The organism is Staphylococcus sp. MB377 (assembly GCF_001922505.1).
Taxonomy (GTDB): Bacteria; Bacillota; Bacilli; order Staphylococcales; family Staphylococcaceae; genus Staphylococcus; species Staphylococcus haemolyticus.
The window spans coordinates 45797-72521 of record NZ_MAON01000033.1; the positions used below are offsets into that span (position 1 = coordinate 45797).

At 31.3% G+C, this 26725-nt stretch carries 28 protein-coding genes, 1 pseudogene and 1 riboswitch; of the genes and pseudogenes, 7 read left to right on the forward strand and 22 right to left on the reverse strand.

Translation table 11 applies throughout. The features are described 5' to 3' along the window. Nucleotides 1–102: 102 nt before the first annotated feature. On the reverse strand, nucleotides 103–1482 hold the full coding sequence (locus BB045_RS07320) for a RecQ family ATP-dependent DNA helicase (RefSeq protein ID WP_070581650.1): 1380 nt from the start codon (nucleotides 1480–1482) through the stop codon (nucleotides 103–105). Continuing rightward, entirely contained in the window at nucleotides 1475–2428 is a 954-nt protein-coding gene (locus BB045_RS07325) for a YpbB family protein (RefSeq protein ID WP_070581648.1), read from the reverse strand. Before BB045_RS07325 ends, BB045_RS07320 begins: the two co-directional genes overlap by 8 nt. A gap of 109 nt (nucleotides 2429–2537) precedes the next feature. On the opposite strand from BB045_RS07325, the gene BB045_RS07330 reads away from it, so the two are divergent. Continuing rightward, nucleotides 2538–2786, forward strand: a complete 249-nt coding sequence (locus BB045_RS07330; RefSeq protein ID WP_002449743.1) for a ferredoxin — start codon at nucleotides 2538–2540, stop codon at nucleotides 2784–2786. A 71-nt stretch (nucleotides 2787–2857) separates the two neighbouring features. On the opposite strand, the gene BB045_RS07335 is transcribed toward BB045_RS07330, so the two are convergent. From BB045_RS07335 to BB045_RS07360, 6 genes are all read right to left on the reverse strand, one after another. Further along, nucleotides 2858–3409: an ECF transporter S component gene (locus tag BB045_RS07335; RefSeq protein ID WP_075140631.1), complete on the reverse strand. Its 552-nt coding sequence runs from the start codon at nucleotides 3407–3409 to the stop codon at nucleotides 2858–2860. 64 nt (nucleotides 3410–3473) lie between these two features. Beyond that, nucleotides 3474–3600, reverse strand: a riboswitch (FMN riboswitch). Between the two features lie 136 nt (nucleotides 3601–3736). Next, a complete protein-coding gene (locus tag BB045_RS07340) occupies nucleotides 3737–5506 on the reverse strand; it encodes an ATP-binding protein (protein WP_070581645.1) in 1770 nt (589 codons plus the stop codon). Further along, a complete protein-coding gene (locus BB045_RS07345; RefSeq protein WP_037550503.1) occupies nucleotides 5487–6212 on the reverse strand; it encodes a response regulator in 726 nt (241 codons plus the stop codon). The genes BB045_RS07340 and BB045_RS07345 overlap by 20 nt, the downstream gene beginning before the upstream one ends. 151 nt (nucleotides 6213–6363) lie before the next feature. Beyond that, nucleotides 6364–7101 (reverse strand): pseudouridine synthase, encoded by a 738-nt coding sequence (locus tag BB045_RS07350; RefSeq protein WP_011275719.1) that lies wholly within the window; start codon nucleotides 7099–7101, stop codon nucleotides 6364–6366. After that, on the reverse strand, nucleotides 7098–7637 hold the full coding sequence (scpB, locus tag BB045_RS07355) for an SMC-Scp complex subunit ScpB (protein ID WP_070442919.1): 540 nt from the start codon (nucleotides 7635–7637) through the stop codon (nucleotides 7098–7100). Before scpB ends, BB045_RS07350 begins: the two co-directional genes overlap by 4 nt. Then, nucleotides 7630–8361, reverse strand: a complete 732-nt coding sequence (locus BB045_RS07360; RefSeq protein WP_070442916.1) for a segregation and condensation protein A — start codon at nucleotides 8359–8361, stop codon at nucleotides 7630–7632. The genes scpB and BB045_RS07360 overlap by 8 nt, the downstream gene beginning before the upstream one ends. Before the next feature lie 93 nt (nucleotides 8362–8454). Between BB045_RS07360 and BB045_RS07365 the strand changes: the two genes are divergently transcribed. Beyond that, nucleotides 8455–8976 carry a DUF309 domain-containing protein gene (locus BB045_RS07365; RefSeq protein WP_070581641.1) on the forward strand — a complete coding sequence of 174 codons (522 nt, stop codon included), beginning with the start codon at nucleotides 8455–8457 and terminating at the stop codon, nucleotides 8974–8976. Nucleotides 8977–9079: 103 nt separating this feature from the next. Here the strand turns inward: BB045_RS07365 and xerD are convergent, their stop codons facing one another. The 3 genes from xerD to BB045_RS07380 all read right to left on the reverse strand — a co-directional run bounded on the left by xerD (nucleotide 9080) and on the right by BB045_RS07380 (nucleotide 11161). Beyond that, nucleotides 9080–9967: a site-specific tyrosine recombinase XerD gene (xerD, locus tag BB045_RS07370; RefSeq protein WP_070442911.1), complete on the reverse strand. Its 888-nt coding sequence runs from the start codon at nucleotides 9965–9967 to the stop codon at nucleotides 9080–9082. A gap of 100 nt (nucleotides 9968–10067) precedes the next feature. Continuing rightward, on the reverse strand, nucleotides 10068–10514 hold the full coding sequence (fur, locus tag BB045_RS07375) for a ferric iron uptake transcriptional regulator (protein ID WP_011275714.1): 447 nt from the start codon (nucleotides 10512–10514) through the stop codon (nucleotides 10068–10070). Nucleotides 10515–10618: 104 nt separating this feature from the next. Further along, nucleotides 10619–11161, reverse strand: a complete 543-nt coding sequence (locus BB045_RS07380) for an NUDIX hydrolase (protein ID WP_037537035.1) — start codon at nucleotides 11159–11161, stop codon at nucleotides 10619–10621. A gap of 81 nt (nucleotides 11162–11242) precedes the next feature. Between BB045_RS07380 and BB045_RS07385 the strand changes: the two genes are divergently transcribed. Continuing rightward, a complete protein-coding gene (locus BB045_RS07385; RefSeq protein WP_033079847.1) occupies nucleotides 11243–12151 on the forward strand; it encodes an aldo/keto reductase in 909 nt (302 codons plus the stop codon). Nucleotides 12152–12253: 102 nt separating this feature from the next. On the opposite strand, the gene BB045_RS07390 is transcribed toward BB045_RS07385, so the two are convergent. After that, nucleotides 12254–12496, reverse strand: coding sequence for a hypothetical protein (locus tag BB045_RS07390; protein WP_075140632.1), 243 nt, complete (start codon nucleotides 12494–12496; stop codon nucleotides 12254–12256). 14 nt (nucleotides 12497–12510) lie between these two features. Further along, the gene (locus BB045_RS07395; protein ID WP_033079848.1) at nucleotides 12511–13266 is read right to left on the reverse strand and encodes an SDR family NAD(P)-dependent oxidoreductase; all 756 of its coding nucleotides are present in this window, start codon (nucleotides 13264–13266) and stop codon (nucleotides 12511–12513) included. A gap of 201 nt (nucleotides 13267–13467) precedes the next feature. Between BB045_RS07395 and proC the strand changes: the two genes are divergently transcribed. After that, entirely contained in the window at nucleotides 13468–14283 is an 816-nt protein-coding gene (gene proC, locus BB045_RS07400; protein ID WP_033079849.1) for a pyrroline-5-carboxylate reductase, read from the forward strand. Nucleotides 14284–14396: 113 nt separating this feature from the next. Here proC and rnz read toward each other — a convergent pair whose 3' ends face one another. Beyond that, complete coding sequence (gene rnz, locus BB045_RS07405) at nucleotides 14397–15317, reverse strand: ribonuclease Z (protein WP_046309245.1); 921 nt, start codon at nucleotides 15315–15317, stop codon at nucleotides 14397–14399. A gap of 235 nt (nucleotides 15318–15552) precedes the next feature. On the opposite strand from rnz, the gene zwf reads away from it, so the two are divergent. Continuing rightward, nucleotides 15553–17037, forward strand: coding sequence for a glucose-6-phosphate dehydrogenase (zwf, locus tag BB045_RS07410; protein WP_033079851.1), 1485 nt, complete (start codon nucleotides 15553–15555; stop codon nucleotides 17035–17037). 283 nt (nucleotides 17038–17320) lie between these two features. Next, entirely contained in the window at nucleotides 17321–18184 is an 864-nt protein-coding gene (locus BB045_RS07415) for an AraC family transcriptional regulator (RefSeq protein WP_033079852.1), read from the forward strand. Between the two features lie 161 nt (nucleotides 18185–18345). Here the strand turns inward: BB045_RS07415 and BB045_RS12010 are convergent, their stop codons facing one another. From BB045_RS12010 to BB045_RS07435, 5 genes are all read right to left on the reverse strand, one after another. Further along, nucleotides 18346–18441, reverse strand: a complete 96-nt coding sequence (locus BB045_RS12010; RefSeq protein WP_107609979.1) for a type I toxin-antitoxin system Fst family toxin — start codon at nucleotides 18439–18441, stop codon at nucleotides 18346–18348. Nucleotides 18442–18613: 172 nt separating this feature from the next. Beyond that, nucleotides 18614–20260, reverse strand: a complete 1647-nt coding sequence (locus BB045_RS07420) for a glycoside hydrolase family 13 protein (RefSeq protein ID WP_059776565.1) — start codon at nucleotides 20258–20260, stop codon at nucleotides 18614–18616. 12 nt (nucleotides 20261–20272) lie between these two features. Beyond that, nucleotides 20273–21268, reverse strand: a complete 996-nt coding sequence (locus BB045_RS07425; protein WP_070581637.1) for a LacI family DNA-binding transcriptional regulator — start codon at nucleotides 21266–21268, stop codon at nucleotides 20273–20275. 175 nt (nucleotides 21269–21443) lie between these two features. Next, a complete protein-coding gene (gndA, locus tag BB045_RS07430) occupies nucleotides 21444–22850 on the reverse strand; it encodes an NADP-dependent phosphogluconate dehydrogenase (RefSeq protein ID WP_070442887.1) in 1407 nt (468 codons plus the stop codon). Nucleotides 22851–22923: 73 nt separating this feature from the next. Next, nucleotides 22924–24051, reverse strand: a complete 1128-nt coding sequence (locus BB045_RS07435) for a M20/M25/M40 family metallo-hydrolase (RefSeq protein WP_070839623.1) — start codon at nucleotides 24049–24051, stop codon at nucleotides 22924–22926. Between the two features lie 157 nt (nucleotides 24052–24208). On the opposite strand from BB045_RS07435, the gene prli42 reads away from it, so the two are divergent. Further along, nucleotides 24209–24304, forward strand: coding sequence for a stressosome-associated protein Prli42 (gene prli42 / locus BB045_RS12180; protein WP_176744141.1), 96 nt, complete (start codon nucleotides 24209–24211; stop codon nucleotides 24302–24304). Here the strand turns inward: prli42 and BB045_RS11870 are convergent. The 3 genes and pseudogenes from BB045_RS11870 to brxB all read right to left on the reverse strand — a co-directional run. Continuing rightward, nucleotides 24293–24821 (reverse strand): annotated as a pseudogene (locus BB045_RS11870) (transposase); the annotation flags it as partial. The gene prli42 and the pseudogene BB045_RS11870 sit on opposite strands and share 12 nt — an antisense overlap. 402 nt (nucleotides 24822–25223) lie before the next feature. Further along, nucleotides 25224–26201: an aromatic acid exporter family protein gene (locus tag BB045_RS07450; protein WP_037550558.1), complete on the reverse strand. Its 978-nt coding sequence runs from the start codon at nucleotides 26199–26201 to the stop codon at nucleotides 25224–25226. Between the two features lie 12 nt (nucleotides 26202–26213). Further along, nucleotides 26214–26651, reverse strand: a complete 438-nt coding sequence (gene brxB / locus BB045_RS07455) for a bacilliredoxin BrxB (RefSeq protein ID WP_011275697.1) — start codon at nucleotides 26649–26651, stop codon at nucleotides 26214–26216. Nucleotides 26652–26725: the final 74 nt, after the last annotated feature.

The window sequence follows — 26725 nt, forward strand, 5'->3', positions numbered from 1 at the left end:
ACCCCACAAAGCGTGAAATATGTATAGTATTTAAATATTTCTTGAAAAACTTTAAGTATTATAATTATATCCTCTTAAAATAAATTTAGTAAAGAAAAGCAACTATACTTTAAATAAATATTTTAACTTTTCAGTATAACTTAATTTTCTTTTAACTTTTTTTCTATTGGTAACTTTTATAGGCATCAAATTAGAATCTATATCACAACATTGCTGAGGTTGAGTTGGATTATCACCAAAAAATTCTAATAAATAACGACGTCTACATTGATCTAGGGATGTATAACCGATCATTCTTTGATAACCTAATTTTTTTCGAATTAATGAATTGTCAAAAATTGTTTTGAGTACGTTGGATGAATATCTTTGACTCAATATGGTTAGTATTTCTTGCTTTTGAGGAGGTAAAAAAGCACCTATATCAAAAGCATCGATGTCTTCAGTAGTTATCGCATCACTAAACAATAATGTCTCTAATATATAGCTATCGTCTGGCTGATATAGACTAATCGCTTGGCTTTGTAAATTATCTCTCCCGGCTCTACCAATTTCTTGTAAGTAATTTGAAGGACTTGTTGATAAATGAAAATGGATGACTGTTCTAATGTCTTTTTTATTAACGCCCATGCCAAAAGCACTAGTAGCCACGATAACGGGTATAAAGTTCTCCATAAATTGATTTTGTACAGTATGTCGTTCTTGATAAGATAAATCACCATGATAAATACCGGTTAAATAACCATAGTCGTATATCATATTGGCTAATTCTAAACAGACCTTTTTAGATGAAACATAAATAATAGTTGGACCGGATTGTTCTAAAAAGTTTAATAGCCACTTAATTTTAGCACCATCATTTTCAAAGTTAAGATGAGAAAAAGATATATTCTCCCGATTCATAGAAGTCTTAATTACGTTTAATTTCCTAGATAAGATAAGATTTAAGTCGTTTTCTAAATGAGGTGGTGCTGTAGCTGTTAAAGCCAGTATTGATGCATTTTTATAATGAGATGTTATCTTACCTATTAATGCATAATGAGGTCGGAAATCATAACCCCATTCAGATAAACAATGTGCCTCATCAAGTACAATTAATCCGAAGTCAATTTTCCTAATTAATTTAAAGTTTTGTGTTTGTAAAATAAATTCTGGACTTAAAAAAACAAAGCGACTTTTGTGTAATGAATTTATATTTTGTTGTTTTTCATTTTCATCCATGCCTGAATGAATAGAAGTAACAAATTTCTCACCTTGAGCTTTCAATTGCATCACTTGGTCATCCATAAGAGAGATTAACGGAGATATTATTAATGTTGGCTTTCCTTTCATATAGGTTGGCATTTGGTAACATAAGCTTTTACCACTCCCCGTAGGAAGAATACCTAGGGTATCTTTCTTACTAACTACACTTTCGATTATTTCTTTTTGACCAGGATTAAATGATGAGAATCCGAACCATTCTCTCAATTTTTCTTCAAGCACTCAATTCACCTCTCTCAATACCGACTATTAACAATTTAATTTGAAAATAAGATAATTGATCAAATTCTTCTTTATATAATTTTAATCTATGTCCTCTGTTTTGATAATAAAATGCTATAAATTCACTTGTTTGTGGGCCATTAACAAAGGTTTGGTATTCTGAAAAATATCCTTTTATAAATAATTCAAGAACGTGATCTTCGATTGTGTTAATTTTAACATTTTGGGTCACTGCAGCCTCATCCATAGAAAGACCTTTGAGTAATTGATGATACGTAATTGTCGTTTTATTCAACAAAGTCGGTAATATGATTGTTTGAGTTAATATAGGAAATTGTTTATCGTTTTCTAATGCAAACATCATTTGCACTAAATTATTGAGTTCAAGTTCAAATAACTTAGTTACAGGTATATCTTCTATTAAAGAAACCTGCTGTCGCGTATACATAGGTTCTTCATAACCTTGTAGATAATAATGGATTAAACAGTTGTTACTACATTTTTCATCAATTAAATGAAAGAGCTGTTCGATTTCTTTTTCAAAATCATCAACTAAATTTTGTTCCAGTATTTTTGAATAGATTTGTTTCACTCTACTTTGAACAGTTATTTGTTGTGTAATTGGTATAAAGTTTAAGTGGTTGTTTTTAAAATGAGTTATAGTTTGTATTAGTAATTGAATGCAACTAAAAGTTTGAATCATACTATCGTATGTATATCTTGGATGTATTGTAATGTCAGTATTTTGATTATTATAGGTGTCTAAAAATCGCTCAAAAGACGGATATTTTAATTTAGGTAAACTATGATATAATGATAAAAGTTGTTGGGAACATGCATCAAAAAATGTTTGATGTGATTTTTTTCCATTCAAAATATTATAAATACTTTTATTGGTTTTATAATCGAATGAATGATTTGATGCATAAGTAATAATTGAGTGCATTAATGAATCCTCACTTTATATAACTAATAGAATAGTAAATAAATTAATCGAAGTGTTATTTAACATTTGTTATACTAGTGTAGCATTTTTATCAAAGGAGGCGAAGAATTTGGCAAAGTATACAATCGTTGATATGGATACATGTATTGCTTGTGGAGCATGTGGTGCTGCTGCACCTGACATTTACGATTATGACGACGAAGGTATTGCTTTCGTAATCCTTGATGATAATCAAGGTACTGCAGAAGTACCAGAAGAATTATATGAAGATATGGAAGATGCGCTTGAAGGTTGTCCGACTGATTCAATTAAGATTGAAGAAGAACCATTTGATGGTGATGCTCTTAAATTTGAATAGTCACATATTGTGAGTGAATTAATAATGAAACCTCCTAATGTTGAATAATTAGTTCAACATTAGGAGGTTTTCTATGATAATACGCGTTTTAATCTTCTGTATAAAAGCGTAAATATAATTGAAATCACGATACCTTTTATAATATTGAAAGGTATAACTCCTGATAAAATGATAATTTTTAGATTGTTAAAGACATCACCTAAATTAAAAATCATTCCATATAATGGAAGTAAAACAAAGTAATTCAGTATACTAAGTACGATAGTCATTACTATAGTACCTATTGCTAGCCCCACAACCAATGAACGTGGTGTATCACTATGAAGGCCTTGACGCTTAGTTACATAATAAGCGGATAACAGGAAACTAACACCTGCTAAAAAATTGGCAACTGGACCAACAGGATCTCCCATATTGAATAAAAAATTAAGTATATTTTTGATAAGTGCTACTAAAATACCAGCAATGGGACCTAAAAGAAATGTTGCTAATAAAGTTGGAACATCACTAAAGTCTAATGTTAAGTATGGTGGTAAAAAAGGTAGCGGAAATTTAATGAATGTTAAAATAAACGCTATGGCACTTAACATGCTAATAGTGATAAGACGTTTGTTTTGTTGCATATTTAATTTTCTCCTTCCATTCATCTTACATAGAATAGGAGATAATTTTGCACAACAAAAAAACCTCCATCTTCTCCCATCCAGACTATACTGTCGGCTTCAGATTTCCACTGAATCAGCCACTTCAAAGAAGCGGGTCGCAGGCTTAATTTACTGCCGGTTGGGAATTGCACCCTACCCCGAAGATGAATTATATAATTGATTAATTTAATTTTTATATTACCTTATGTGAAAGCATTGCGCAATAATGGTGCTTAGACTTATTTAAAAAAGAGCAATACACCATTCTTAAGTACAAGGTGTTTGCTCTTAGATAAAATAAATATATTAATAGGTATATTTATTTTTAGGCTTTGGTAACTTAATTATGAATGTTGTACCTTTGTTTACTTCACTTTCAACTTTAATAGTACCACCATGTTCTTCGATTATCATTTTACAGATAAATAGTCCTAAACCAGTTCCCTGTTTACCTCTAGTTCTTGAAGCCTCTACTTTATAAAATCTGTCGAATACGAGTTCAATATGCTCTGGAGATATGCCGCTACCAGTATCTTTAATGTACAACGTTTGATAGGAATCATCCGTAGTTGTTGTAATTGATATTGAATCACCTGGTTGAGTATAACGTGTGGCATTGTCAATTAAATTTGTTAGAACTTGGTCTATGCGATCGGCATCGTATTCCCATAATTCATCACCGATGTTTGGTTCTAATGACATATTTAATTCTAAATCATCAGCCTGTTGTTTATATTTCATTTGCATTTTAGATAGTATAGGTTTAATGGGTTGTTTTTCTTTATTAACAGTTAAACCCTCTGCATCCATGCGAGCCACATTTAATAATTCATTTACTAATCGATTTAAACGTTTCGTTTCATCTAATACAATTGATAAAGAATCTCGAATTTCTTCTGGTTCGGTTACAATACCATCTACAATTGATTCAGTGTAACCTTGTAATAACGAAATAGGTGTACGTAATTCATGTGAAACATTGGCAATGAAATCTTTCTTCATCTGATCTAAATTATGTTCATTAGTCATATCTCTTATAATGACTACAATTCCACTACGGCCATCTTGTTGAATTCTCTCTACATAACTCATGATTATGACGTAATATTTATTGTTAATCTCATATTCTTGGAATTCGGTGTCTTTTGAAACAAATGTAGTTTCAATTTGCTTTTCAATTTCTTTATATACAGTTTTGTCTATTGATTTAATAATATAGTCAGCCATTTTATTTGAAAGAATAACTTCCCTCTTATCATTTAAACCCAATACACCTTCAATCATAGAATTAATCAAACTATCTCTTATATTTTTTTGAGTTGAAAGTGCCTCTATATTCTCTTGTATTTCAGAACTCATATTATTAAACGTATGTGATAATTCGCCTATCTCATCTTTAGTTGAAACACTTGTCTGTTTTGAATAATCACCTTTAGAAATATTAATAGCTTGAGTTCTAAGATGTCGTAAAGGTTTAGTAATTCTATTTGACAAAAAGAATGCAAATATTGTTGAAATAGCGATAAATATAATGGCGGTGATTAAAATGATAATGGTAATTGCATTATTAGTATCTTCAATAGACTTTAAATCTTGATAAATGAATACTGCACTATATTTTGAATTTGCATTTTCTTGTGCTTTCATAGGATAGCCTAACAAAATATAGGAATGGGAATTACCGTTATTACTTATTGTTATATTTTGAGTGGTAGACTTTCCTTGAGAGAAGACGCGTTGGAATTGCGAATTCTTGTGTATCTCTTCAAGCATTTTGTCTTTAGTATTGCTATTTGAACTTTTAAAACTTGAAGACTTATTAGCCATTATAATAACGCCACCTGATCCATCTATTAATTGTTGGCTGTGTTCTATGGCTAAAGTTTTATTATCAGCTTGTTCAACTAAGTGGCTGATTCTAGACGCATCTTCTCTTATAGCATTTTCAGTTTGTTGTGTGTAGTAGTATTGTATAAAAGTAATTAATGCCGCACTTAATAAAATTAAAACTGTCGTTACTATGAAAAGTATAGTTAACCACAGTTTTATTACCACACTATTTAGTCGATTCGTCATTAGACTTTACCTCGAATTTGTAACCAACACCCCAAACAGTTTGAATCATATGTGCAGCATCTTCTGATACACGATTAAGTTTCTCACGCAGGCGTTTAACATGAGTGTCTACTGTTCTTAAATCACCATAAAATTCATAATGCCATACTTCTTTTAAAAGTTGTTCACGATCAAACACTTTATTAGGTGTCTTAGCTAAATAAATAAGTAATTCGTACTCTTTTGGAGTTAAATTAACTTGTTGGTTATCTGCTAATACACGATGTGCATCATTATCAATAATTAAATGATTAAATTCAATAACATCTCTTGCATGAGGTTCACTTTGTTCAGGTTTAGAAGATTGCGTTCTACGTAATAATGCTTTTACTCTTAAAACAACCTCTCTTGGTGAGAATGGTTTGACGATATAATCATCTGCGCCAGACTCAAATCCTTCTACCCTATTTGTTTCTTCGCCTTTAGCTGTAAGCATAATAATAGGTGTGTCTTTATGTTCACGTAACTTAGATGCTACTTCAATACCTTCCATTTCTGGTAACATCAAGTCTAAAAGTATGCACGCATAGTCATTTTCTATAGCAAGATTATAAGCTTCTTTGCCATTACTTGCTTCATGAATCGTAAACGATTCTCTCTCTAGGTATAGTTTCAATAATCTTCTGATTCTATCCTCATCGTCTACAATTAATATTTCATTTGTCATTTTGTTTATACCTCCTACACATGCTCAATTCACTCATTATTATAGCATACAGCATGATTGAAAGCTTTACTTTAAAGTTAACTTTGTGAAAAAAATAGCAAGAGAAATTAATATCATTTAATTTCTCTTGCTATTGTAAAATATACTTCATTTATTTTCCGTTTTCTGCCATATGTCTTAATACTTTAACTTCATGAGGTGTCAGTACTCTGCCCTCACCTGCATTTAATCCTTTAAGGTTCAAATTGCCGAACTCAATTCTTGTTAATTTATCAACTTGATGTCCAAAATGCTCGAACATACGACGAACTTGTCGATTTCGTCCTTCACTAATAGTGATTTCTACAAGTGTAATATTTTTATCTTTATCTTGCTTTTTTACTTTGACTTGAGCTGGTTGGGTAAAACCATCTTCAAGTTCAATTCCATTTTCTAAAGCTTTAACTTCTTCTCTCATGAGGTAACCTTTTAATTTAGCCACATATTTTTTTTGAATATGATATCTTGGATGAGTCATTAAGTTTGTAAATTCGCCATCATTAGTAAGTAACAATAATCCTGATGTATCATAATCTAATCTACCAACAGGATAAATTCTTGTCTCTAAATCTTTAAAGTAGTCAGTAACCACAGTTCGTCCTCTATCGTCAGACACACTTGTTATAACTTGAGTTGGTTTATAGAACAAAATATACATTTTGTCTTCTTGTTCAATTTTAATTCCTTCAACCTCAACTGTATCAGAACTTTTTACTTTAGTACCTAATTCAGTTACGGTTTGCCCGTTAACTTTAACTTTGCCTTCGGTAATTAAAGTTTCAGCTTTTCTTCGTGAAGTGTATCCACTATTAGCAATTCGTTTTTGAAGCCTTTCTAATTCTTTACTCATTTTGTATCTCCTTTTTGATTTACTAAATTACTAAAGAAATCTTCCATTTCTTCTTCATCTTCTTCAGTTGTTGGTAAATCTTCCATTTTTTCTATTCCAAATACATTTAAAAACAAATCCGTTGTTTGTAAAGCATGACTACGAGAATTTTCTACATCTTTAGCTTCAATTAATCCACGTGCAATTAATGTTCTAACTGCACCATCAGAATTAATTCCTCTAATTAATTCTATGTCACTACGACTCAATGGCTGATTATACGCAATAATTGATAATGTTTCCATTGCAGCTTGAGATAATTTCATATTAGATTTTTGTTCAATTAATTGTTCGATATAAGGTGAAGCTTCTTTTTTTGAAGTTAAAATATATGTTGAACCAAATTTTTGAATTATTAAACCACTAGAGGTGTATGATGAAATTAATTCAGATAATTTAGCTTGATTAATATCGAGAATTTCTAATAATTGCTTTTCGTCAAGCCCTTCATCCCCAGCTGTGTATAGTAATGCTTCTATGATTCCGTGTTTATCCAATATTAAAATTCACTCCTCTAATGATACGTATATCATCAAAATTTCTAACTTGTTCTATGTTAATTACTCCTGATTTAGACATCTCCAATATAGCTAAAAAGTGAGTAACCACCTGTTCTATTGGCTCGCTAAAAGTAAATAAACTGAAGAAATTAAAAGATGTATGATGCTTTAATTGTGTAGTTACCTTTTCAGTAGCTTGTTGAATAGTGAAACTTTCTTTAATTATTTCAACTGTCTTAGGTTTATTAAGAGCTAATCTGCTTTTAACGCGTTGATAAGCAACAATTAAATCTGTTAAATCTAAGGTTTGGCTTTCATCCCATGTTACGTTTTTCTCAAGATGGGATAGGTCAGTTGGGTGTTTAGTAAAATAGTGCTCTCGCTCTTCTTTTTTCTCAGTTAACAATTGTGTGTATTCTTTATAATTTTGATATTCAATTAATCGCCCTACCAAATCTTCACGAGGATCTTCTTCAAGGTTATCGTCTACATCATGTTGAGGGAGTAATAATTTACTTTTTATCATTAATAGCTCTGAAGCCATAACTAAATATTCACTAGCTACATTAATTTCTAGTTGCTTCATAGCGTGGACGTATTGCATATATTGCTCTGTTAATGATTTCATTGGTATATCATAAATATCAATTTCATATTTTTGAATTAAGTGGAGTAGCAAATCTAATGGGCCATTAAAGGCATCTAATTTTACTTCATACATATTAATCGTCCTCATATTGAATCTCTATCGTGCATAATTTCCTAAAATATTATAGCATGAATAATACAAACATTAAATTAAGGATGAGATGGATTGGACAAAGCCTTAATCGATTTTTATTATTATTTTCACAAACACCAACATTATTTCTTATGTCATGATATTTTGGAAGAAGCATGGAAATCAAATATAAATTTTTCTAAAAAGGATGGCATAGTGAGTTTAATTTTATTTTCAACTGCTATGTACCATTATAGAAGAGGTAATACAAAAGGTGCACTTGTAACTTTGAAAAAGTCATTGAGCACTTTTGAAAAAGCAAATGATAAAACGTTGTTGCAACTTAATGAGCAAGATTATAAAACATTAATTTTAAGTCAAATTAAATCCATTGAAGATTCAAAATCTTTTAAACCTGTATACATACCGATAAATAATATTTTTGAAAAACAGATTATTAATACTTATCCAGATTACAAATTTACAACACTTTTAACTCAAGATGAATATATAGTTAATCATCATAAAAAACGAGATAGAAGTGATGTAATCAGTGCAAGACATCAAGCGATGATTGAAAAACAAAATATTAGGAGTGGAAAAGATTTAAAATAAAATTTAGTGTAGCTCGACTTACATTAATTATAAAATATCTTTTTGGAAACTTTTATGAAAGTACTCTTAATCCACTCCCAATTTAAGAGTATTTATTTGTGGTCTAGGCTCTCGGATGAAATTGGTTATACATCTGTCTGATTTGAGTTTTAGAAACATGTGTATATAACTGAGTAGTAGAAATATCAGAATGACCTAACATCTCTTGAACTGCTCGTAAATCTGCGCCATTTTCTAATAAATGAGTAGCAAACGAGTGTCTTAATGTGTGTGGGGTCAAAGTTTTAGTAATATTCGCTCTTAAACCATATTGTTTAATTAGCTTCCATATACCTTGACGTGTCAAAGGTCGACCATGCAAGTTCAAAAACAGTACATTCGTTACCGTTTTTTTAAGTAATTGAGGTCTAACAGTATTGATATAAGTATCTAAATATTCAATGACAGTGTCACCTAAAGGAATGATTCTCTCTTTGTTCCCTTTACCGAAAACTTTAACAAATCCCATAATTAAGTTGACATCGTCTATCTCAATTTGTATTAATTCAGTAACACGCATGCCTGTTGCGTATAATAATTCTAAAATTGTACGATCGCGATACCCATTATTTTTAGTTAAATCCGGTGTTTCTAGTAACTGAATTACTTCTTCAACATCTAAAACATCTGGAAGTTTTTTTTCGTACTTAGGCGTTTCAATTAAAACGGTGGGATCTTTAGCAGCATATTTTTCGCGTAAAGCAAATTGATGAAAACTACGTATTGTTGAAATAAATCTTGCAATAGATTTTGCGGACGCGCCTTGATCTATTAGAGAACCAAGGCATTCTTGTATTGTTTGTCTATCTATAAAATCAATATGAGCAATTTTTTGTTCTTGCATATATAATTGATATTTTTTCAAATCTCTGCGATAAGCGCCAATCGTATTTTCACTTAAACCTTTTTCAATTTGTATAAATTTTAAATATTCCTCGATAATTGTTTCCATGACAACACCTCTATTTGAATAAACTCAAAATCATTTTTATGTAATAGTATTAAGAAAGACTAAGACAATGATTTAAAATTGTCCTAGTCTATAAGTTAATCTATTTTCCTTTAGCTTGGCATTCAGCGCAAACGCCGTGAAAAGTTAATCTGTGATCAAGAATTTTAAAGTTATATTCTGTTTCTACTCTTTCTTCAACTTGAGGTAATAAGTCTTCATGAATTTCATCAACTTTACCACATTCCATACACACTAAATGGTGATGGAAGTGTTTAGCGCCCTCTTTTCTTAAATCAAAGCGTGCAACACCATCACCAAAATTAATTTTGTCAACTACTTTTATTTCAGCTAAAAGTTCTAATGTTCTATAAACAGTTGCTAGTCCAATTTCAGGTGCTTTGTCTTTCACTTTTAAATAAACATCTTCCGCGCTTAGGTGATCCTTTTCATTTTCAATTAGAACTCGTACTGTGGCTTCTCTTTGTGGTGTTAATTTATATGAAGATTGTTGTAATTGTTGTTTAACTCGATTTAATCGTTCTTCCATGGGAGCGACACTCCTCTATCAATAATTATAATCATTTTAAATTGAAAATATTTCAATTACTAAATTACCAATATTTTCAATTAAATGCAAGAGCTTTACAGCACTTAATTAGAATGATTATAATTTAATAATATATATTGTAAACCAATTATGGTTTTAGCATCTTCTATTTCATGATTATCAAGCAATGCTTTTATATCTGAAATCGGTACTTTATGCAATTCAACAAACTCATCTTCATCTAGGTTAAGTTGCCCTTCGCTTAGATTATTGCTGAAGTATATAGTGAGTTTTTCATTTGTGAATCCAGGACAACCATACATGTCTGTTATAAATTCTAAATTATTTGCCACATAACCTGTTTCTTCTTCTAATTCTCGTTTGGCAGCCTCTTCACGAACTTCATCTTGTTCTAATTTTCCAGCCGGTATTTCTAACAAAGCTTTTTCAACTGGTTTACGAAATTGCTTAACAAGTAATACTTCGTCATTAGGCGTTATTGCACAGACTGCCACTGCACCGTTATGGTAGACTAATTCCCTTCTAGATGTATTGCCATCAGGCAACTCCACATCATGAATTTCTAAATCTATAATTTTGCCATTATAAATTACTGTTCTATCAAACGTCTTTTCATTAAATTCCATTAAATTCACGTCCCTTTCAATTCATTATATAAATTGGTAAGATGAATGCGTTACCTAAAGTTTATCGGAAGGAGATTGGACATGCAAAAGAATATTTTAAAAAGTGGCATCGAAATTTCAGAATTAGGGTTAGGTTGTATGAGTTTAGGTACAGAGTATGCTAATGCTGAACCTATCATTGAAAAAGCGATCGAAAGTGGTATCACTTATTTTGATACTGCTGATATTTATGATAGAGGGACTAATGAAAAAATTGTGGGCAAAGCTTTAAAAAAATATCAAAATCGTGATGATATTGTAATTGGAACAAAAGTTGGAAATCGCCCTACTGAAGATGGAGGTACAACATGGGACCCTTCTAAGAAATATATTAAAGAAAGTGTAAAGGGATCATTAAAACGATTAGGACTAGATCATATAGATTTATATCAATTGCATGGTGGTACAATAGATGATCCATTGGATGAAACAATTAGTGCATTTAATGAATTAAAGCAAGAAGGTATCATTAAGGCATATGGTATTTCTTCAATACGCCCAAATGTTATTGATTATTATTTAAAACATAGTGAAATCGAGACAATTATGTCGCAATTTAATTTAATTGATAATCGTCCAGAACAATTATTGAGTGACATCCATGCGAAAGGCGTTAAAGTGTTAGCACGCGGACCTGTATTTAAAGGGTTGTTAACTTCCAATAGTATTGATGCTTTAGATCATAAATTTAGTGAGGGCATATTTGATTATACACATCATGATTTAGGAGAAACGATTGCTTCTGTTAAAGAAATAGAAAGTAATCTTAGTGCTTTATCTTTTGAATATTTAAAATCTCATGATGCACTTGGCGCAATTATCATTGGCGCTAGTTCGCCACAACAATTAGAAGAAAACGTTAATAATTACAATAAAAAAGTAAGTCTTGATCAAGTGAAAGCAGCTCGAGAAAGAGTGAAGAACTTAGAATATACTCAACATTTAAAATAGATAACATACTTAATTAATTTTTAAATAATCTCTTAGGTGTTAGGGACAATAAATTAAAAACTTGTCCTACACACCTTTTGTTTCAATTTAAATTGATTTAATTTAATATTGCTTTAAATACCTATGTTTATCATGTTCACTTTCTTCTTTAATGACTACATTCATGATTTCCCCTCTTAATATTAGTTCATGAAATTTGAAATTTATAAATGATTGTTCGGCAGAATCTAATGAATCATAATAGTCTTGTCCTAATAAATCTGTAATAGTAAAAATTGTTTGTGATGATAGTGTATTCACATTCTCAATACATTGTTTGACGTCTCGGTTCACACAACATAACATACAATCACTCCTATTTACTGTTTGTTCTTAAATAAAAATGGAAAAAGCGATTCAAGAAATCTAGGGCATAATTGATAAAATTTTAAAGCGGAGTGCATCCATTTAGGTTGATTGATTTCACATTTACGTTTAATAATACCGTCAATAATATCTTTAGCTAATAGTGTTGGATCTAACATCATTGCGTCATACTTATGTGCATATGCGAGACTTGGATCTGCTTTTTCGTGAAAAGGCGTTCGAACAGGTCCGGGATTAACTAACATGACATGGTAAGATGGATGTTCTAAACGAAGTGCATTTAGAACTGCATTAAAAGCCGCTTTAGATGCACCATAATAAGCCGCATTTGCTTGTGTGATGAATGCTGCTTGACTCGAAATCCCTACAATACTCGCATGTTTGGATAAATATGGCAGTAAGGCATGCAGTAATAAATTAAAACCGATGATATTAACTTCGTAAGTTTCTAACATTTCATTAGTGGAATGTTGACTTATCGATTTAAAATACCCAAGCCCAGCACTATAAATGATACCGTCAATTTGAGTATCGATATATTGTGGTAACATGCTAATAGCATTTTTATCTTGCAAATCACAAGTTAGCATTTGTACTCTTTTTTCAAATGGTTTGAAATTGATTTGTTTATACTTTTCTTTGTTCCTAGCAAGAATTGTAACATTAGCCCCTTTTTTGATAAGTTGCTTAGTGATTTCAAGCCCCAATCCACTAGTGCCTCCAGTAACGATATAATGTTTACCTAACATAGTAATACCCTCTTTAATTATGATTAAGATTATAATAACCTAAATCATTTCATACATAAAGTTATCTATTATATAAAAAGAAGTGCCCCGGGATCACCTGAGCTAAAGCTCATGCGTATAGTAGCACTAACTTTTATAAAAAAAGTGCTACTAATATGTTACTATGGTTTTATAAATTAAAGAGTGAGGATGATGTTGTCAATGAAATTAGTATTTTATGGTGCAGGAAATATGGCACAAGCAATCTTCAAAGGTATAATTAATTCAAAAAAATTAAAGTCACATGATATTTACTTAACAAATAAATCGAATGAAGAAGCGTTAAAAAATTTCGCTGAGGAATTAGGTGTTGAATACAGCTACGATGATGAAAACTTATTACAAGACGCAGATTATGTCTTCTTAGGTTCTAAACCTTATGATTTCGAAAAAGTAGCACAAAGAATTCAACCATACATCAATGAAAACAATCGCTTTATTTCTATTATGGCTGGTTTACCTATCAATTATATTCAGGAACAATTACATGTTGAAAATCCTATCGCTCGAATTATGCCTAATACAAATGCACAAGTTGGTCATTCTGTAACAGGTATCAGCTTTTCAGGAAATTTTGGACCTAAATCAAAGGAAGAGGTTATCGATTTAGTAAATGCTTTTGGTTCAGTAATTGAGGTGGATGAAGACCACTTACATCAAGTAACTGCGATTACAGGAAGCGGTCCTGCATTTTTATATCATGTCTTTGAACAATATGTTAAAGCAGGTACAGATTTAGGTCTTGAGAAAGATCAAGTTGAAGAATCAATTAAAAATTTAATTATTGGTACAAGTAAGATGATTGAAAGATCAGATTTAAGTATGGAACAGTTGCGTAAAAATATTACTTCTAAAGGTGGAACAACTCAAGCGGGTTTAAATGCATTAGCTCAACATGATATTGAAGCAATCTTTAAGGATTGTTTGAATGCAGCAGTTCATCGTAGCGTTGAATTATCTAAAAATGAAGATAATTAAATTTTACTGTAAAAGAGACTAGGATAATGATTTCTCTGTGACTTCTATATCCTAGTCTCTTACTTTGTAATTTTAATTATACTTACTTTAAAGAGTTAAAGAATTAGTAGTTATTAAATTTTAAACGTATCAAAATCTTTAACAAATTCAAAATTTGGAACGTCTTCATGTGTCTTTAATTGTTGTTTAATAAGTTGAATATTCTCGTGATTATAGCGATTACTTAAATGTGTGATTAAGCTTCTTTTTACATTAGCTTGTTTTATTAATTCAAAAACATCTTCAATATGACTATGGTGATAATTATTTGCTAATGTTTTTTCGCCTTCAATGTATGTAGCTTCATGAATCATTACATCAGAATCTTTAGCAATGCTTAATTCCGACTGACATGGTTTTGTATCACCAAAGATGGATATAATTGGTCCGGGTTTAGCTGGCCCTTTGAAATCATCCGAATTATATACTTGTCCTTCATATTCAAAATTATCATAAGATTTTACTTCTTGATATTTTGGTCCAGGATATAAACCAATAGATTTAAGTGCCTCAACATCAATTGTTCCTGGTGTCGTCGGAGATTCAATGCGATAACCATAAGAAGGGATACCATGATTTAACAAATGTGCACTAATTGAGAATCCTTTATGATGATATGTGAAATGATTATCAATTTCTATATAAGTAATCGGATAGTTTAGATGAGATTCAGATAATCTTAGTGTAGTCTCAATAAATTGCTGTAAACCTCTAGGACCAATAACTGTCAGTGGTTTGTCTTCTCCACCTTGAAAAGAACGGCTTGTAAGTAGTCCAGGCAATCCGAAAATATGATCTCCGTGCATATGCGTTATAAAAATATGGTCAACTTTTCCTAGCTTAATTGAATGATGTAAAATTTGATGTTGTGTGCCCTCTCCGACATCAAATAGCCATATACTATTCGAAAAAGGTTCAAGGTTCAAAGCTATAGCTTGAGTATTTCTCTCTTTAGTAGGTAACCCAGCACTTGTTCCGAAGAATGTAACTTCCATGCATATGCCTCCTTTTCCTTCATTATATTTTATCATATGTGATTATTTTTGCTATAAAAAGACATAAAATAAATGCATTAGATACATTTTGAGTTATAATGATATTAAATTGTGCATCATTCCATTATATAAGTGCCCTAGCAAAATAATAAATATTAGGCAAATCAGTTTGAAGCGGTGCAAATATAATTTATAATAATACAATCATAGTATTAATAGAATTGAGGTTTTGAACTTGAGTAAACATTCTAAACATATTCCTTGTTTAATTACTATTTTCGGTGCTACCGGAGATTTAAGTCATAGAAAATTATTTCCATCACTATTCCATTTATTTCAACAAGATAATTTAGATGAACATATTGCAATAATTGGAATTGGACGTAGAGATTACACGAACGAAGTCTTTCGTGAACAAGTTAAAAGTTCTATCCAAAAGCATGTCAAAGATACGGATCAAATAGATGCATTTATGGAACATGTCTATTATTTTAAACATGATGTAAGTGATGAACAAAGTTATTATTCATTATTGAGTTTTTCAAATGAATTAGATTCACAATATCAGTTAAAAGGAAATCGCTTATTTTATTTAGCAATGGCACCTCAATTCTTTGGTATTATTTCGGATTACTTAAAATCATCTGGTTTAACCGATACTACTGGTTTTAAACGATTAGTTATTGAAAAACCATTTGGCAGTGATTTAAAATCGGCTGAGCAATTAAACAATCAATTAAGACGCTCATTTAAAGAAGAAGAAATATACAGAATTGATCATTATTTAGGTAAAGATATGGTTCAAAATATAGAAGTCTTACGCTTTTCAAATGCGATGTTTGAACCATTATGGAATAATAAATATATTTCAAACATTCAAGTAACATCCTCAGAAGTATTAGGTGTTGAGGACCGTGGAGGTTATTATGAATCTAGTGGCGCATTAAAAGATATGGTACAAAATCATATGTTACAAATGGTGGCCCTTTTAGCTATGGAAGCGCCAATTAGCTTAAATAGTGAAGATATACGTGCTGAAAAAGTTAAAGTATTGAAATCACTTAGACAGCTTGAACCTCAAGAAGTAAAACAAAATTTTGTACGTGGACAGTATGATGAAGGATTTATTGATGGTGAAAAAGTCATTGCCTATCGAGATGAAGATCGAGTAGCCGAAGATTCAAATACTCCAACTTTTGTATCAGGCCGACTAACAATTGATAACTTCCGTTGGGCTGGTGTACCTTTCTATATTAGAACGGGAAAACGTATGAAATCTAAATCGATTCAAGTTGTAGTTGAGTTCAAAGAAGTACCAATGAACTTATACTATCAGACCGATAAATTGTTGGATTCAAACTTATTAGTTATTAATATTCAACCTAATGAGGGTATATCACTTCATTTAAACGCGAAAAAGAACATCCAAGGTATTGATACAGAACCCGTTCAATTATCATATGCAATGAGTGCTCAAGATAAGATGAACACTGTGGATGCCTATGAAAATTTATTATTCGATTGTTTAAAAGGTGATGCTACAAACTTTACACATTGGGAAGAATTAAAATCTACATGGAAGTTTGTTGATGTTATACAAGATGAATGGACAATGAATGAACCTAACTTCCCTAACTATGAGTCAGGTACAAATGGACCATTAGAAAGTGATTTACTATTAAGTAGAGATGGTAATCATTGGTGGGATGATATACAATAAATAGACAATTGATAAGCCTATAGTGAAGCCTTCTGGACTAAAGTAATATTTTGAGTTCAAGTATTATTTTAATAGTAGCTACCTAAATTGAGCATGTGCTTATAGCCAGCCTCTTTCAACTATAGTCATTCTTTTGGTGGTGGGACAATGAATTGATTTTAAATTTTGTCCTACCACCCTTTTCTATTAAAAAATTTTCAATATGGCACATGTTAAGATGTATATTTTCTAAAAATAAGGTAAAATAAAAGTTAATGATTGTAAATTTATTGGAGTGAGAGTTTTGGACGTTATCAAGCAGATACAACAGGCAATTGTATTTATCGAAGATCGTTTATTAGAGCCGTTTAATTTGCAAGATTTGAGTGATTACGTTGGTCTTTCTCCTTACCATCTTGATCAATCATTTAAAATGATTGTTGGACAATCACCTGAACATTACGCACACGCAAGAAAAATGACTGCAGCTGCTAAAGAAATGGTTCAAAGTTCTTCGAGGTTAGTAGATGTCGCAAAAAAGTATAACTATCATAGTTCAAATGATTTTGCGAATGATTTTAGTGATTTTCATGGAATTTCACCAATTCAAGCATCTACAAAAAAAGATGAATTAAAATTACAAGAACGTTTATATATAAAGTTGACAACTACTGAACGAGCACCTTATCCATATAGACTAGATACCACGGAAGATATAGCATTAGTAGGTTATGTACGTTATATTGAAGCAAATAATTTATCTAATCCTTATAAAGTTCCTGATTTTTTAGAAGATTTAATTCTTGATGGTAAAATAAAAGATTTAAAAAGGTATAATAACATAAGTCCATATGAGTTGTTTGTAATCACTTGTCCATTAGATAATGGATTGGAATTATTTATTGGTGTTCCAAGTGATAGATATCCATCTCATTTAGAAAGTAGAATATTACCTGGAAGACATTATGCGAAATTTAATCTCCAAGGTGAAATAGACTATGCGGTTAATGAAGCTTGGTATTATATCGAATCAAGTTTACAACTTACTTTACCTTATGAAAGAGATAGCTTATATGTTGAAATATATCCCTTTGATGTCTCATTTGAGGACCCATTCACTAAAATTCAATTATGGTTGCCAATTGAACAAGAAAATTATGATTTGTAAATATCAAAGAAATACATTCTCTAATCAAAGCACCATATCTTTTTGCAAATCTATAACGATAAGTGTTATAATCTAACTAACAAGAATATCTGCATTTTATGCACCAATCCCCTCACTATGCCAGTAGTGAGGGGATTTTTTTGGTGTGGCTTGTCGCCTATTTACTTATTGTTACGGTTTCGAAGCCAATACGAAAATAACGCAACAATACAACCACTTGTTACTGTGGCTACGATGTGCACAAGAATATCTGCCATTTTAGCACCCCCTCTCTGCGTATAGATAAACGCCTGAGAGATAGGCGACTTATTTATTATATCATCTCTAATATATGAGTCATGTATTATTTACGGCCGTAAAATGATTTTTTATTTTTCAAAAGAAAACGAGGTTAGGACAAAAAAAGTATGTCCTAATATTGCTTATGAATTAAATTTCTGCTACAAATGCTTCGAATGGCTTAAGTGATTTTGAATCTAATTGACTATTGTAGTTATGTAATTTGATTGCATTCTCATCGATATCAAAAGGTAATGTTAATGAACTTTGTTTATCAGTTAAGTTACCTGCAACCACTACAGTTTTGCCTTCTAATTGCCTAGTATAAGCAAACACATTTTCATTTTCTGCATCAATTAAATCAAACTGTCCGTACGTATAAATTTCATGAGATTTCTTTAATTGAATCAATTTTTTGTAAAAATTAAGTACAGAATGCTCGTCTTCTAATTGATGAGCTACATTAATATCTCTATAATTTGGATTAACAGGGAACCAAGGTTTTCCCTCTGTGAAGCCACCATTTGTAGAATCATTCCATTGCATAGGTGTACGAGAATTATCACGATTTTCCATTCTATACTTATCTAATAATTGATCAACGTCTCCACCTTGTTCTTTTACAATTTTATATTCATTTCTAACCGCAACATCATTAAACGTTTCAATACTTTCAAAAGGATAATTGGTCATACCAATTTCTTGTCCTTGATAGATAAAAGGTGTACCTTGCTGTAAGAAATACACAACGGCATGGCTTGTAGCAGATTCAAACCAGTAATCTTTATCGTTACCCCAAGTTGATACACGACGAGGTTGATCATGGTTTTCTATGAAAAGTGCATTCCAACCAATTCCTTCTAGTCTCTTTTGCCAGCGATTTAACACCTCTTTATATGATTTAACGTCAAATTGAGAATCACCAGTACTCCATAAACCTAAATGTTCAAATTGGAAGATCATATTGAATTTACCTTTATCTTCTCCAACCCACTCTTCTGCATTATCTGGAGTTACACCGTTGGCTTCTCCAACAGTCATAATATCATATTGGCTTAGTGACTCATCTTTCATTTCTTGTAGCCAATTGTGAATACCAGGTTGATTCATATCTACATCAAAGGCTGGAGCATATTTTTTTCCTTCTGGTACAGGTAAGTCACCAGCTTCAAATGTTTTCTTGATATGTGTAATAGCATCGACACGGAATCCATCAATACCCTTTTCAAACCACCAATTCATCATGTTGAATACTGATTCACGTACTTCTGGATTATCCCAATTTAAATCTGGTTGTTTTTTACTAAATAAATGGAAGTAATATTGATTAGTTGTTTCATCAAATTGCCATGTTGAACCATTAAAAATGCTCTCCCAATTATTTGGTTCAGAACCATCATCTTTAGGGTCTGCCCATATGTACCAGTCTCTTTTAGGGTTCTCTTTACTAGATTTTGATTCAATAAACCAAGGATGCTCATCAGATGTATGGTTAACGACTAAATCTAATATTAGTTTCATACCACGGTCATGTACACCTTTTAATAGACGATCAAAATCTTCCATTGTACCAAATTCATCCATAATATCTTGATAATCACTGATATCATATCCATTATCATCATTAGGTGATTTATACATTGGACTTAGCCATATAACATCAATACCTAAGTCTTTAAGATAGTCTAATTTTTCGATTACACCTGGTAAATCACCAATACCATCATTGTTAGTATCATTAAAACTTCTTGGATAAACTTGATACGCTACTGCTTCTTTCCACCAATTTTTATTCATAATTATGCTCCTTTATATTTTTGTAGTTGATACCCTTTCAACTATTTGAGTTGAAATCAATTTTTCTCTAAAAGAAATAGTTTCATTTCTTAATACATCAATGATTGTATTGCCTGCTGTGAGGCCTAATACATCTGGGTTAATGTTTACGCTTGTTTGAGATGGTGTTGCATTTTCAGTGAGAAAAGATGTATTAAACGTGGCAGTTTGTACATCCTCTGGAATGCGTAGTTGATATTCATAAAGCACATTTAATAATTGCATATTTAACATAGCATCAGACGTTATAATCACTGAAGGCGTATGAATAGCATCAATACAATATTGCTTTATACAATCACGTAAATCATTCATGGACTTTATTACGATACAGTCATTTGAAAGTTTAACGTTGTCACAGTATTGTTTAAATCCTACTGTTCTGTCTTCTGTAACTGCATAATGTCCAGATTCTTGTAAAAATAATATATGGCGGTGTCCTAAATGATATAAATATTGTGTTAATTGATAAGCTGCATCGATATTATTATTATCAATATGTATGATATTTTCGTAGTTCAAAGATTTCCCAATTATAAGATAAGGAACTTTAAACTCATAAAGTAGATGCTCAATAGGATCATCTTTCAATGAATATAAAAGAATAAATCCATCCACACTTTTAGATTGAATCATTGTTTTTACTTCATGATATAAGTCCCTGCTATTTTCCGACACAGTCATTCTAGTTGAATAGCCTCTTACATTACATGCCTGATTAATACCATTAAGAACGTCACTATTAAATGGATTTTGACGTATTTCAGGAGTGGAACTTTTCTGTATTAATCCAATGGTCATTGTTTTATTTGTTATTAATGTTCTTGCCGCTTGATTGGGTATGTATCCTAATTTGGACATAGCCGCTTTGACTTTATTTGAAGTTGCCTCACTAATTTTCGCATTGTTCCGTATCACCCTCGATACTGTAGATGTAGCTACATTAGCCTCTTTGGCAACATCTTTAATTGTAACCGTTGTATATCACCTCAATCTTTAAACTTTAGTAAACGCTTTCAATCATCTTATATTTTCATGGTATAGTATTCGTATTAGGAAGTCAATCATTTTGTGCAATCGTTTGCATAATTTTTAAAAAAGAAGTAAACCATTGAATTGGTTTACTTCTGTAACTAGTATGTGATTACTCTTCAACCCATTGAGTATGGAAGATACCTTCTTTATCTTTACGTTCATACGTATGTGCACCGAAATAGTCACGTTGTGCTTGAATTAAGTTTGCTGGTAAATTTTCAGAGCGATAACTATCATAGTAGTTTACGCTGGCAGAGAATCCAGGTGTTGGTACGCCGTTACGTACACCTGTTGCTACTACATCTCTCAATGCATCTTGATATTCTGTGACAATACCTTTGAAATAAGGATCTAATAAAAGGTTTTGTAATTCTGAGTTGTTATCATATGCGTCTTTAATTTTTTGTAAGAATTGAGCACGAATAATACAACCTTCACGCCATATCATTGCTAAATCGCCTAATTTTAAATTCCATTCATTTTCTTCACTAGCTTTACGCATTTGCGCAAATCCTTGTGCATATGAACAAATTTTACTCATATATAAAGCTTTACGGATTTTTTCTAAGAATTCATCTTTATTACCAATAAATTCTGCTTTAGGACCGTTTAATTCCTTAGAAGCATTCACACGTTCTTGTTTAATTGATGAAATGAAACGAGCAAATACTGATTCAGTGATAATCGTTAAAGGAATACCTAATTCTAAGGCATTGATAGAAGTCCATTTACCTGTACCTTTTTGACCCGCAGTGTCTAAGATCTTTTCGACAAGTGCTTCATTGTCATCATCTAATTTAGTGAAGATATCACCAGTGATTTCAATCAAATAACTTTCTAATTCACCAGCATTCCATTCTTTAAATGTCTTAGAGATGTCTTCATGTGACATACCTAATAAATCTTTCATCATCGCATAGCTCTCTGCTATAAGTTGCATATCTGCATATTCAATACCATTATGAACCATCTTAACATAGTGGCCGGCACCATTTGGTCCAATATATTCTACACATGATGCACCATCTTTAGCTTTTGCAGCAATTGCATCTAGTATATCACTCACTTTATTATAAGCTGCTTCTTGACCACCTGGCATTAATGAAGGACCAGTAAGGGCACCTACTTCACCACCAGATACACCCATGCCAATAAAGTTAATACCACTTTCAGCTAAGGCTTTATTACGACGGATTGTATCTTGATAATTAGTGTTACCACCATCAATTAAAATGTCATCATCATCTAATAATGGAAGTAAACTGTCAATTGTTGCATCTGTTGCAGGACCTGCTTTAACCATTAATAAAATTTTACGTGGCTTTTCTAATGAATTAACAAATTCTTCCAAAGAATATGTTGGGTGGATTTGTTTACCTTTAGATTCATTAACCATTTCATCTGTTTTTTCGCTTGAACGGTTATATACAGAAACGCTATAACCACGTGATTCAATGTTCCAAGCGAGGTTTTTACCCATTACTGCTAAACCTACTACACCTATTTGTTGAGTCATATTACTTACCTCTCTCATTCAATTTTTCAATAGTATTGTATCATAAAAGTCGAAAGTACTTCACTAAACTAAATTACGATTTAGCTACTAACTCAATAATTTTGACAATTTGTTTTGCTAATTGATTAAGTGAATTCACTGAAATACGTTCAGATGTTGTATGAATATGTTCATAGCCCACACCTAAAATGACTGTAGGGATTCCAAATGTATTAATAATACTGCCATCTGATCCGCCTCCAGCAATAACAGTATCCCCTGCTAATCCAAGTTCTCTAGCACTATTGGTAGCAAATTGAGTTACTTTGTCATCATTTTCTAATTTAAAACCAGGGTAGCTCTTCTCGATGATAACTTTTGCTTCACCACCTAATTCTTGTGCGGTAGTCTCGAATGTTTCCTTCATATGAGTGACTTGTTGTTCAATACTTTGATTATCATGAGAGCGTGCCTCAGCTTCTAAAACTACTTCATCAGCAACGATATTTGTAGCAGAGCCACCATGAAATTTACCTATATTAGCAGTAGTATAGTCATCAATTTGTCCTAGCTTCATGCGACTAATAGCTTTTGCAGCAATGTTTATTGCACTAATTCCTTCTGAAGGTGTACTAGCATGAGCTGTTTTTCCTAAAATAGTCGTGTTTATTACCATTTGAGTTGGTGCTCCTACTACTGTTGTGCCAACAGGTTGACTAGCATCAACTGCATAACCAAACTCAGCGTCAATGTATGTTGAATCTAGTTCTTTAGCACCTTTAAGACCAGATTCCTCACCAACAGTAATAATAAATTGGATTTGGCCATGTGGAATTTCATTTTCATTAAGATATTGAATGGTTTCAATTATTGCTGCTAATCCCGCCTTATCATCAGCACCTAGAATGGTACTACCATCAGAATAAATATATCCATCCTCTTTAATTTGAGGTTTAATATTTATTCCAGGTATAACAGTGTCCATGTGACTAGTGAAGTAAATTTTAGACACATCTTCTTTCGCACTAGTGGCTGGTAAAGTACATATAAGATTGTTAGCACCTAACCATGACTTTTCTGATGCATGATCTTCAATTACATTTAAACCTAGTTCTTCAAATTTCTTTTTTAAAATGTGTTGAATGACTTCCTCATGTCCTGTTTCAGAATTTATTTGGACTAATTCTAAAAATGTTTCAAGTAATCGTTGACTGTTTATCATTATGACAAACCCCTTTCTCGTTTGATTTCTATTTTAACTAATTTTCTACAATATCAAAAATAAATTGATTGCCATTTGTATAAAAATCATTTATGGTTAATTTATATATTAAGTAAAGTGTATTATGTAAGTGTTTTTAAATAAGGAGCGTCAAATAGTGAATAATAAAGTGTTAAGAATTATAATAATTGTAATGTTGATTGCAATTGTGGCAGCATTACTACTCACAAGTTTAGTGCCACTAATGTATTAATCTTCGCAATAAAAAAGAGTCCGGGACATAAATTTCCAGGATAAGTAAATAAAGACAATTTCTATTTAAATAATATAGAAATTGTCTTTTTTTTAATGTTTTTGATTACTTTCAACTCGTTGAGTTGTTACTTTTCTTATATTAAGTGCCATTAGCACAAATCCTAGTTCTCTTTTGGCTTTATTTATCCCTCGAACGGACATTCGAGGGAAACCCCAAATAGATTTCATAAATCCAAAAACAGGCTCCACATCAATTTTTCTTTGACTGTAGTTGGTTTTGTTTTTGGTTCTGAATGCTTTTTATTATTTTGGGATTTAAAATATTCTCAATTATAATTCTTCATTATTTTTTTATTTGCTTTTAAATTGAAGTTCATACATTGTTGTTTCAGTGGACATTCTGAACAATCATCACATTCATATAATTTAAAGCCTCGTTTAAAACCATTCTTATCATGACGATAGGCATATCTTTTGAAACCTAATCTTTTATTGTTCGGACAAATGAATTCATCGAATTCGGTCTTAGGGATTGTTTCAACAATATCATTTACATGTTACCATTTGTTGGGATAAGAACTGAAGTTTCCATTGGTAGAGTAAGTCGAGTCATGTTATAATCCCTATACATAAGGCACCTCGTTAATTTAGTTTAATGAAGTTTATTCAATTATACGAAAGTGCCTTATTTTTTAAGTGTTTGAATGTAAAATTACATATAAATAAAAAGTATTTTGGCGAGACTCTTGAGGGAACAGGACAAGCTGAAGACTACAGGCTGAAGCTGTCCCCTAAGAAAGCGAGCCAAGAATACGAAGTATTGTAAATAAAGAAGCCAGTAAATGAATTTATAAAAATTCATTTACTGGCTATTTTGCTAGGAATTATGTACCAGCCTTTTTTTATTTAATCACTAATTATATTTCATTGTGTAACCGTAGTGATCCAAATTGAGATTTAATGTTTAAATACTTTTCTAGTTCATTTAATATTTGCATCATACTTGAACGTGATTTTAAAGATTGATGAGATTTAGGAAGTGGTAATTCGTCTAGTGATAAACGGATTTCATACAGTGAATGTAATCGTAAAGCAGTATAATCATTACTATTTACGTTATTACCAATTTCTGACATTAAATGAGATACATCAGTCAGTAATGGATCATCGACAGTGACTTGATTTAATAACGGTTTAATTCTACGCAATAATTCAAGTTGTTCTTGTCTCATATCAAAATAGTGATAATATGAATTTTCATTTCTAATAAAATGATTTTTAACATCTCTAAATGCGATAGATTTGGCCTTTCGAATGTCTAATTGGAGTTTTTCGAAAGATAAAGTAAGATCATTATTATAATTTGAGCAAGCTTCGCTATATGTCATAAAGATTTCTTTAAAGCCTTTTTCTATATCTTTCTTAAAAGAAACTAATGTTTTGTCTAAACTTGGCATAATTAAATTCATAATGAATGCGATTCCTAGTCCAATAGTTAATAAGAGTAATTCATTAATGATTAAATGTAAATTAATCGTAGTTGCATTGAAAACATGTAATAATATAACACAACTAGTTACAACACCCTCTTGAACTTTCAACATAACAGTTATCGGAATAAATAATAATACAATTAATCCCAAAACAAGCGCATTCTGACCTAATAAGCTAAAAACCAATGAACCAAACAGTAGAATTAGTATACAAGAGACAAATCTTGATACGATAGCTTGTACTGAGTGAACTTTAGTATGTTTAATACATAATACAATGAGGATAGCACTTGATGCATAATTATCAAGCCCCATCCATTTAGCTAAAATAACACCTAATGTGATACCTACTGCTGTTTTAAGTGTTCTTAATCCAATCTTATAAGGATTTAACTTTAACATTAGTAAATCCTCTTATCTTTCGTCGCAATATTTATCAAATAGGCCTTGTAACTGATTAATAACATCCATTACATCATGGCCTTCAATTTGATGACGTTCAATCATTTCAGTGATTTTACCATCTTTAATTAATGCAAATGATGGACTTGAAGGTGCATAACCCTCAAAATAGTCTCTAGCCTGTTGTGTAGCCTCTTTATCTTGTCCAGCAAATACTGTAACAAGTCTATCAGGTAGTTTATCATAGTGTAATGCATGTGATGCTGCTGGACGTGCAATTCCTCCCGCACATCCACAAACTGAATTAACCATTACTAATGAAGTACCATTTTGTTGTAATACTTTGTCAACTTCATCTGCAGTTGTTAATTGTTCATATCCCGCATTTTCAATTTCATTACGAGCTTGTTCAACCACGCCGTTCATATATAAATCAAAATTTAAATCCATTTTAATCACCTTTCAATCTTTTATTTATTCAATGCTATTCTACTAAATATAAGTGTTAGATTTCAAACAGCTTG

What these genes read in the sequence shown, in the direction of transcription:
- xerD (WP_070442911.1), bottom strand. Translation starts at nt 9,967, where the DNA reads ATGGAAACAATTATCGAGGAATATTTAAAATTTATACAAATTGAAAAA.
- BB045_RS07350 (WP_011275719.1), bottom strand. Translation starts at nt 7,101, where the DNA reads ATGAGTAAAGAATTAGAAAGGCTTCAAAAACGAATTGCTAATAGTGGA.
- BB045_RS07395 (WP_033079848.1), bottom strand. Translation starts at nt 13,266, where the DNA reads ATGTTAGGTAAACATTATATCGTTACTGGAGGCACTAGTGGATTGGGG.
- brxB (WP_011275697.1), bottom strand. Translation starts at nt 26,651, where the DNA reads ATGGATTTAAATTTTGATTTATATATGAACGGCGTGGTTGAACAAGCT.
- BB045_RS07435 (WP_070839623.1), bottom strand. Translation starts at nt 24,051, where the DNA reads ATGATAAACAGTCAACGATTACTTGAAACATTTTTAGAATTAGTCCAA.
- BB045_RS07380 (WP_037537035.1), bottom strand. Translation starts at nt 11,161, where the DNA reads ATGGAATTTAATGAAAAGACGTTTGATAGAACAGTAATTTATAATGGC.
- BB045_RS07420 (WP_059776565.1), bottom strand. Translation starts at nt 20,260, where the DNA reads ATGAATAAAAATTGGTGGAAAGAAGCAGTAGCGTATCAAGTTTATCCA.
- proC (WP_033079849.1), top strand. Translation starts at nt 13,468, where the DNA reads ATGAAATTAGTATTTTATGGTGCAGGAAATATGGCACAAGCAATCTTC.
- BB045_RS07385 (WP_033079847.1), top strand. Translation starts at nt 11,243, where the DNA reads ATGCAAAAGAATATTTTAAAAAGTGGCATCGAAATTTCAGAATTAGGG.
- rnz (WP_046309245.1), bottom strand. Translation starts at nt 15,317, where the DNA reads ATGGAAGTTACATTCTTCGGAACAAGTGCTGGGTTACCTACTAAAGAG.
- BB045_RS07360 (WP_070442916.1), bottom strand. Translation starts at nt 8,361, where the DNA reads ATGTATGAAGTAAAATTAGATGCCTTTAATGGCCCATTAGATTTGCTA.
- gndA (WP_070442887.1), bottom strand. Translation starts at nt 22,850, where the DNA reads ATGACTCAACAAATAGGTGTAGTAGGTTTAGCAGTAATGGGTAAAAAC.
- BB045_RS07345 (WP_037550503.1), bottom strand. Translation starts at nt 6,212, where the DNA reads ATGACAAATGAAATATTAATTGTAGACGATGAGGATAGAATCAGAAGA.
- BB045_RS07450 (WP_037550558.1), bottom strand. Translation starts at nt 26,201, where the DNA reads ATGTTAAAGTTAAATCCTTATAAGATTGGATTAAGAACACTTAAAACA.
- BB045_RS07335 (WP_075140631.1), bottom strand. Translation starts at nt 3,409, where the DNA reads ATGCAACAAAACAAACGTCTTATCACTATTAGCATGTTAAGTGCCATA.
- BB045_RS07390 (WP_075140632.1), bottom strand. Translation starts at nt 12,496, where the DNA reads ATGTTATGTTGTGTGAACCGAGACGTCAAACAATGTATTGAGAATGTG.
- BB045_RS07325 (WP_070581648.1), bottom strand. Translation starts at nt 2,428, where the DNA reads ATGCACTCAATTATTACTTATGCATCAAATCATTCATTCGATTATAAA.
- BB045_RS07340 (WP_070581645.1), bottom strand. Translation starts at nt 5,506, where the DNA reads ATGACGAATCGACTAAATAGTGTGGTAATAAAACTGTGGTTAACTATA.
- BB045_RS12010 (WP_107609979.1), bottom strand. Translation starts at nt 18,441, where the DNA reads ATGGCAGATATTCTTGTGCACATCGTAGCCACAGTAACAAGTGGTTGT.
- fur (WP_011275714.1), bottom strand. Translation starts at nt 10,514, where the DNA reads ATGGAAGAACGATTAAATCGAGTTAAACAACAATTACAACAATCTTCA.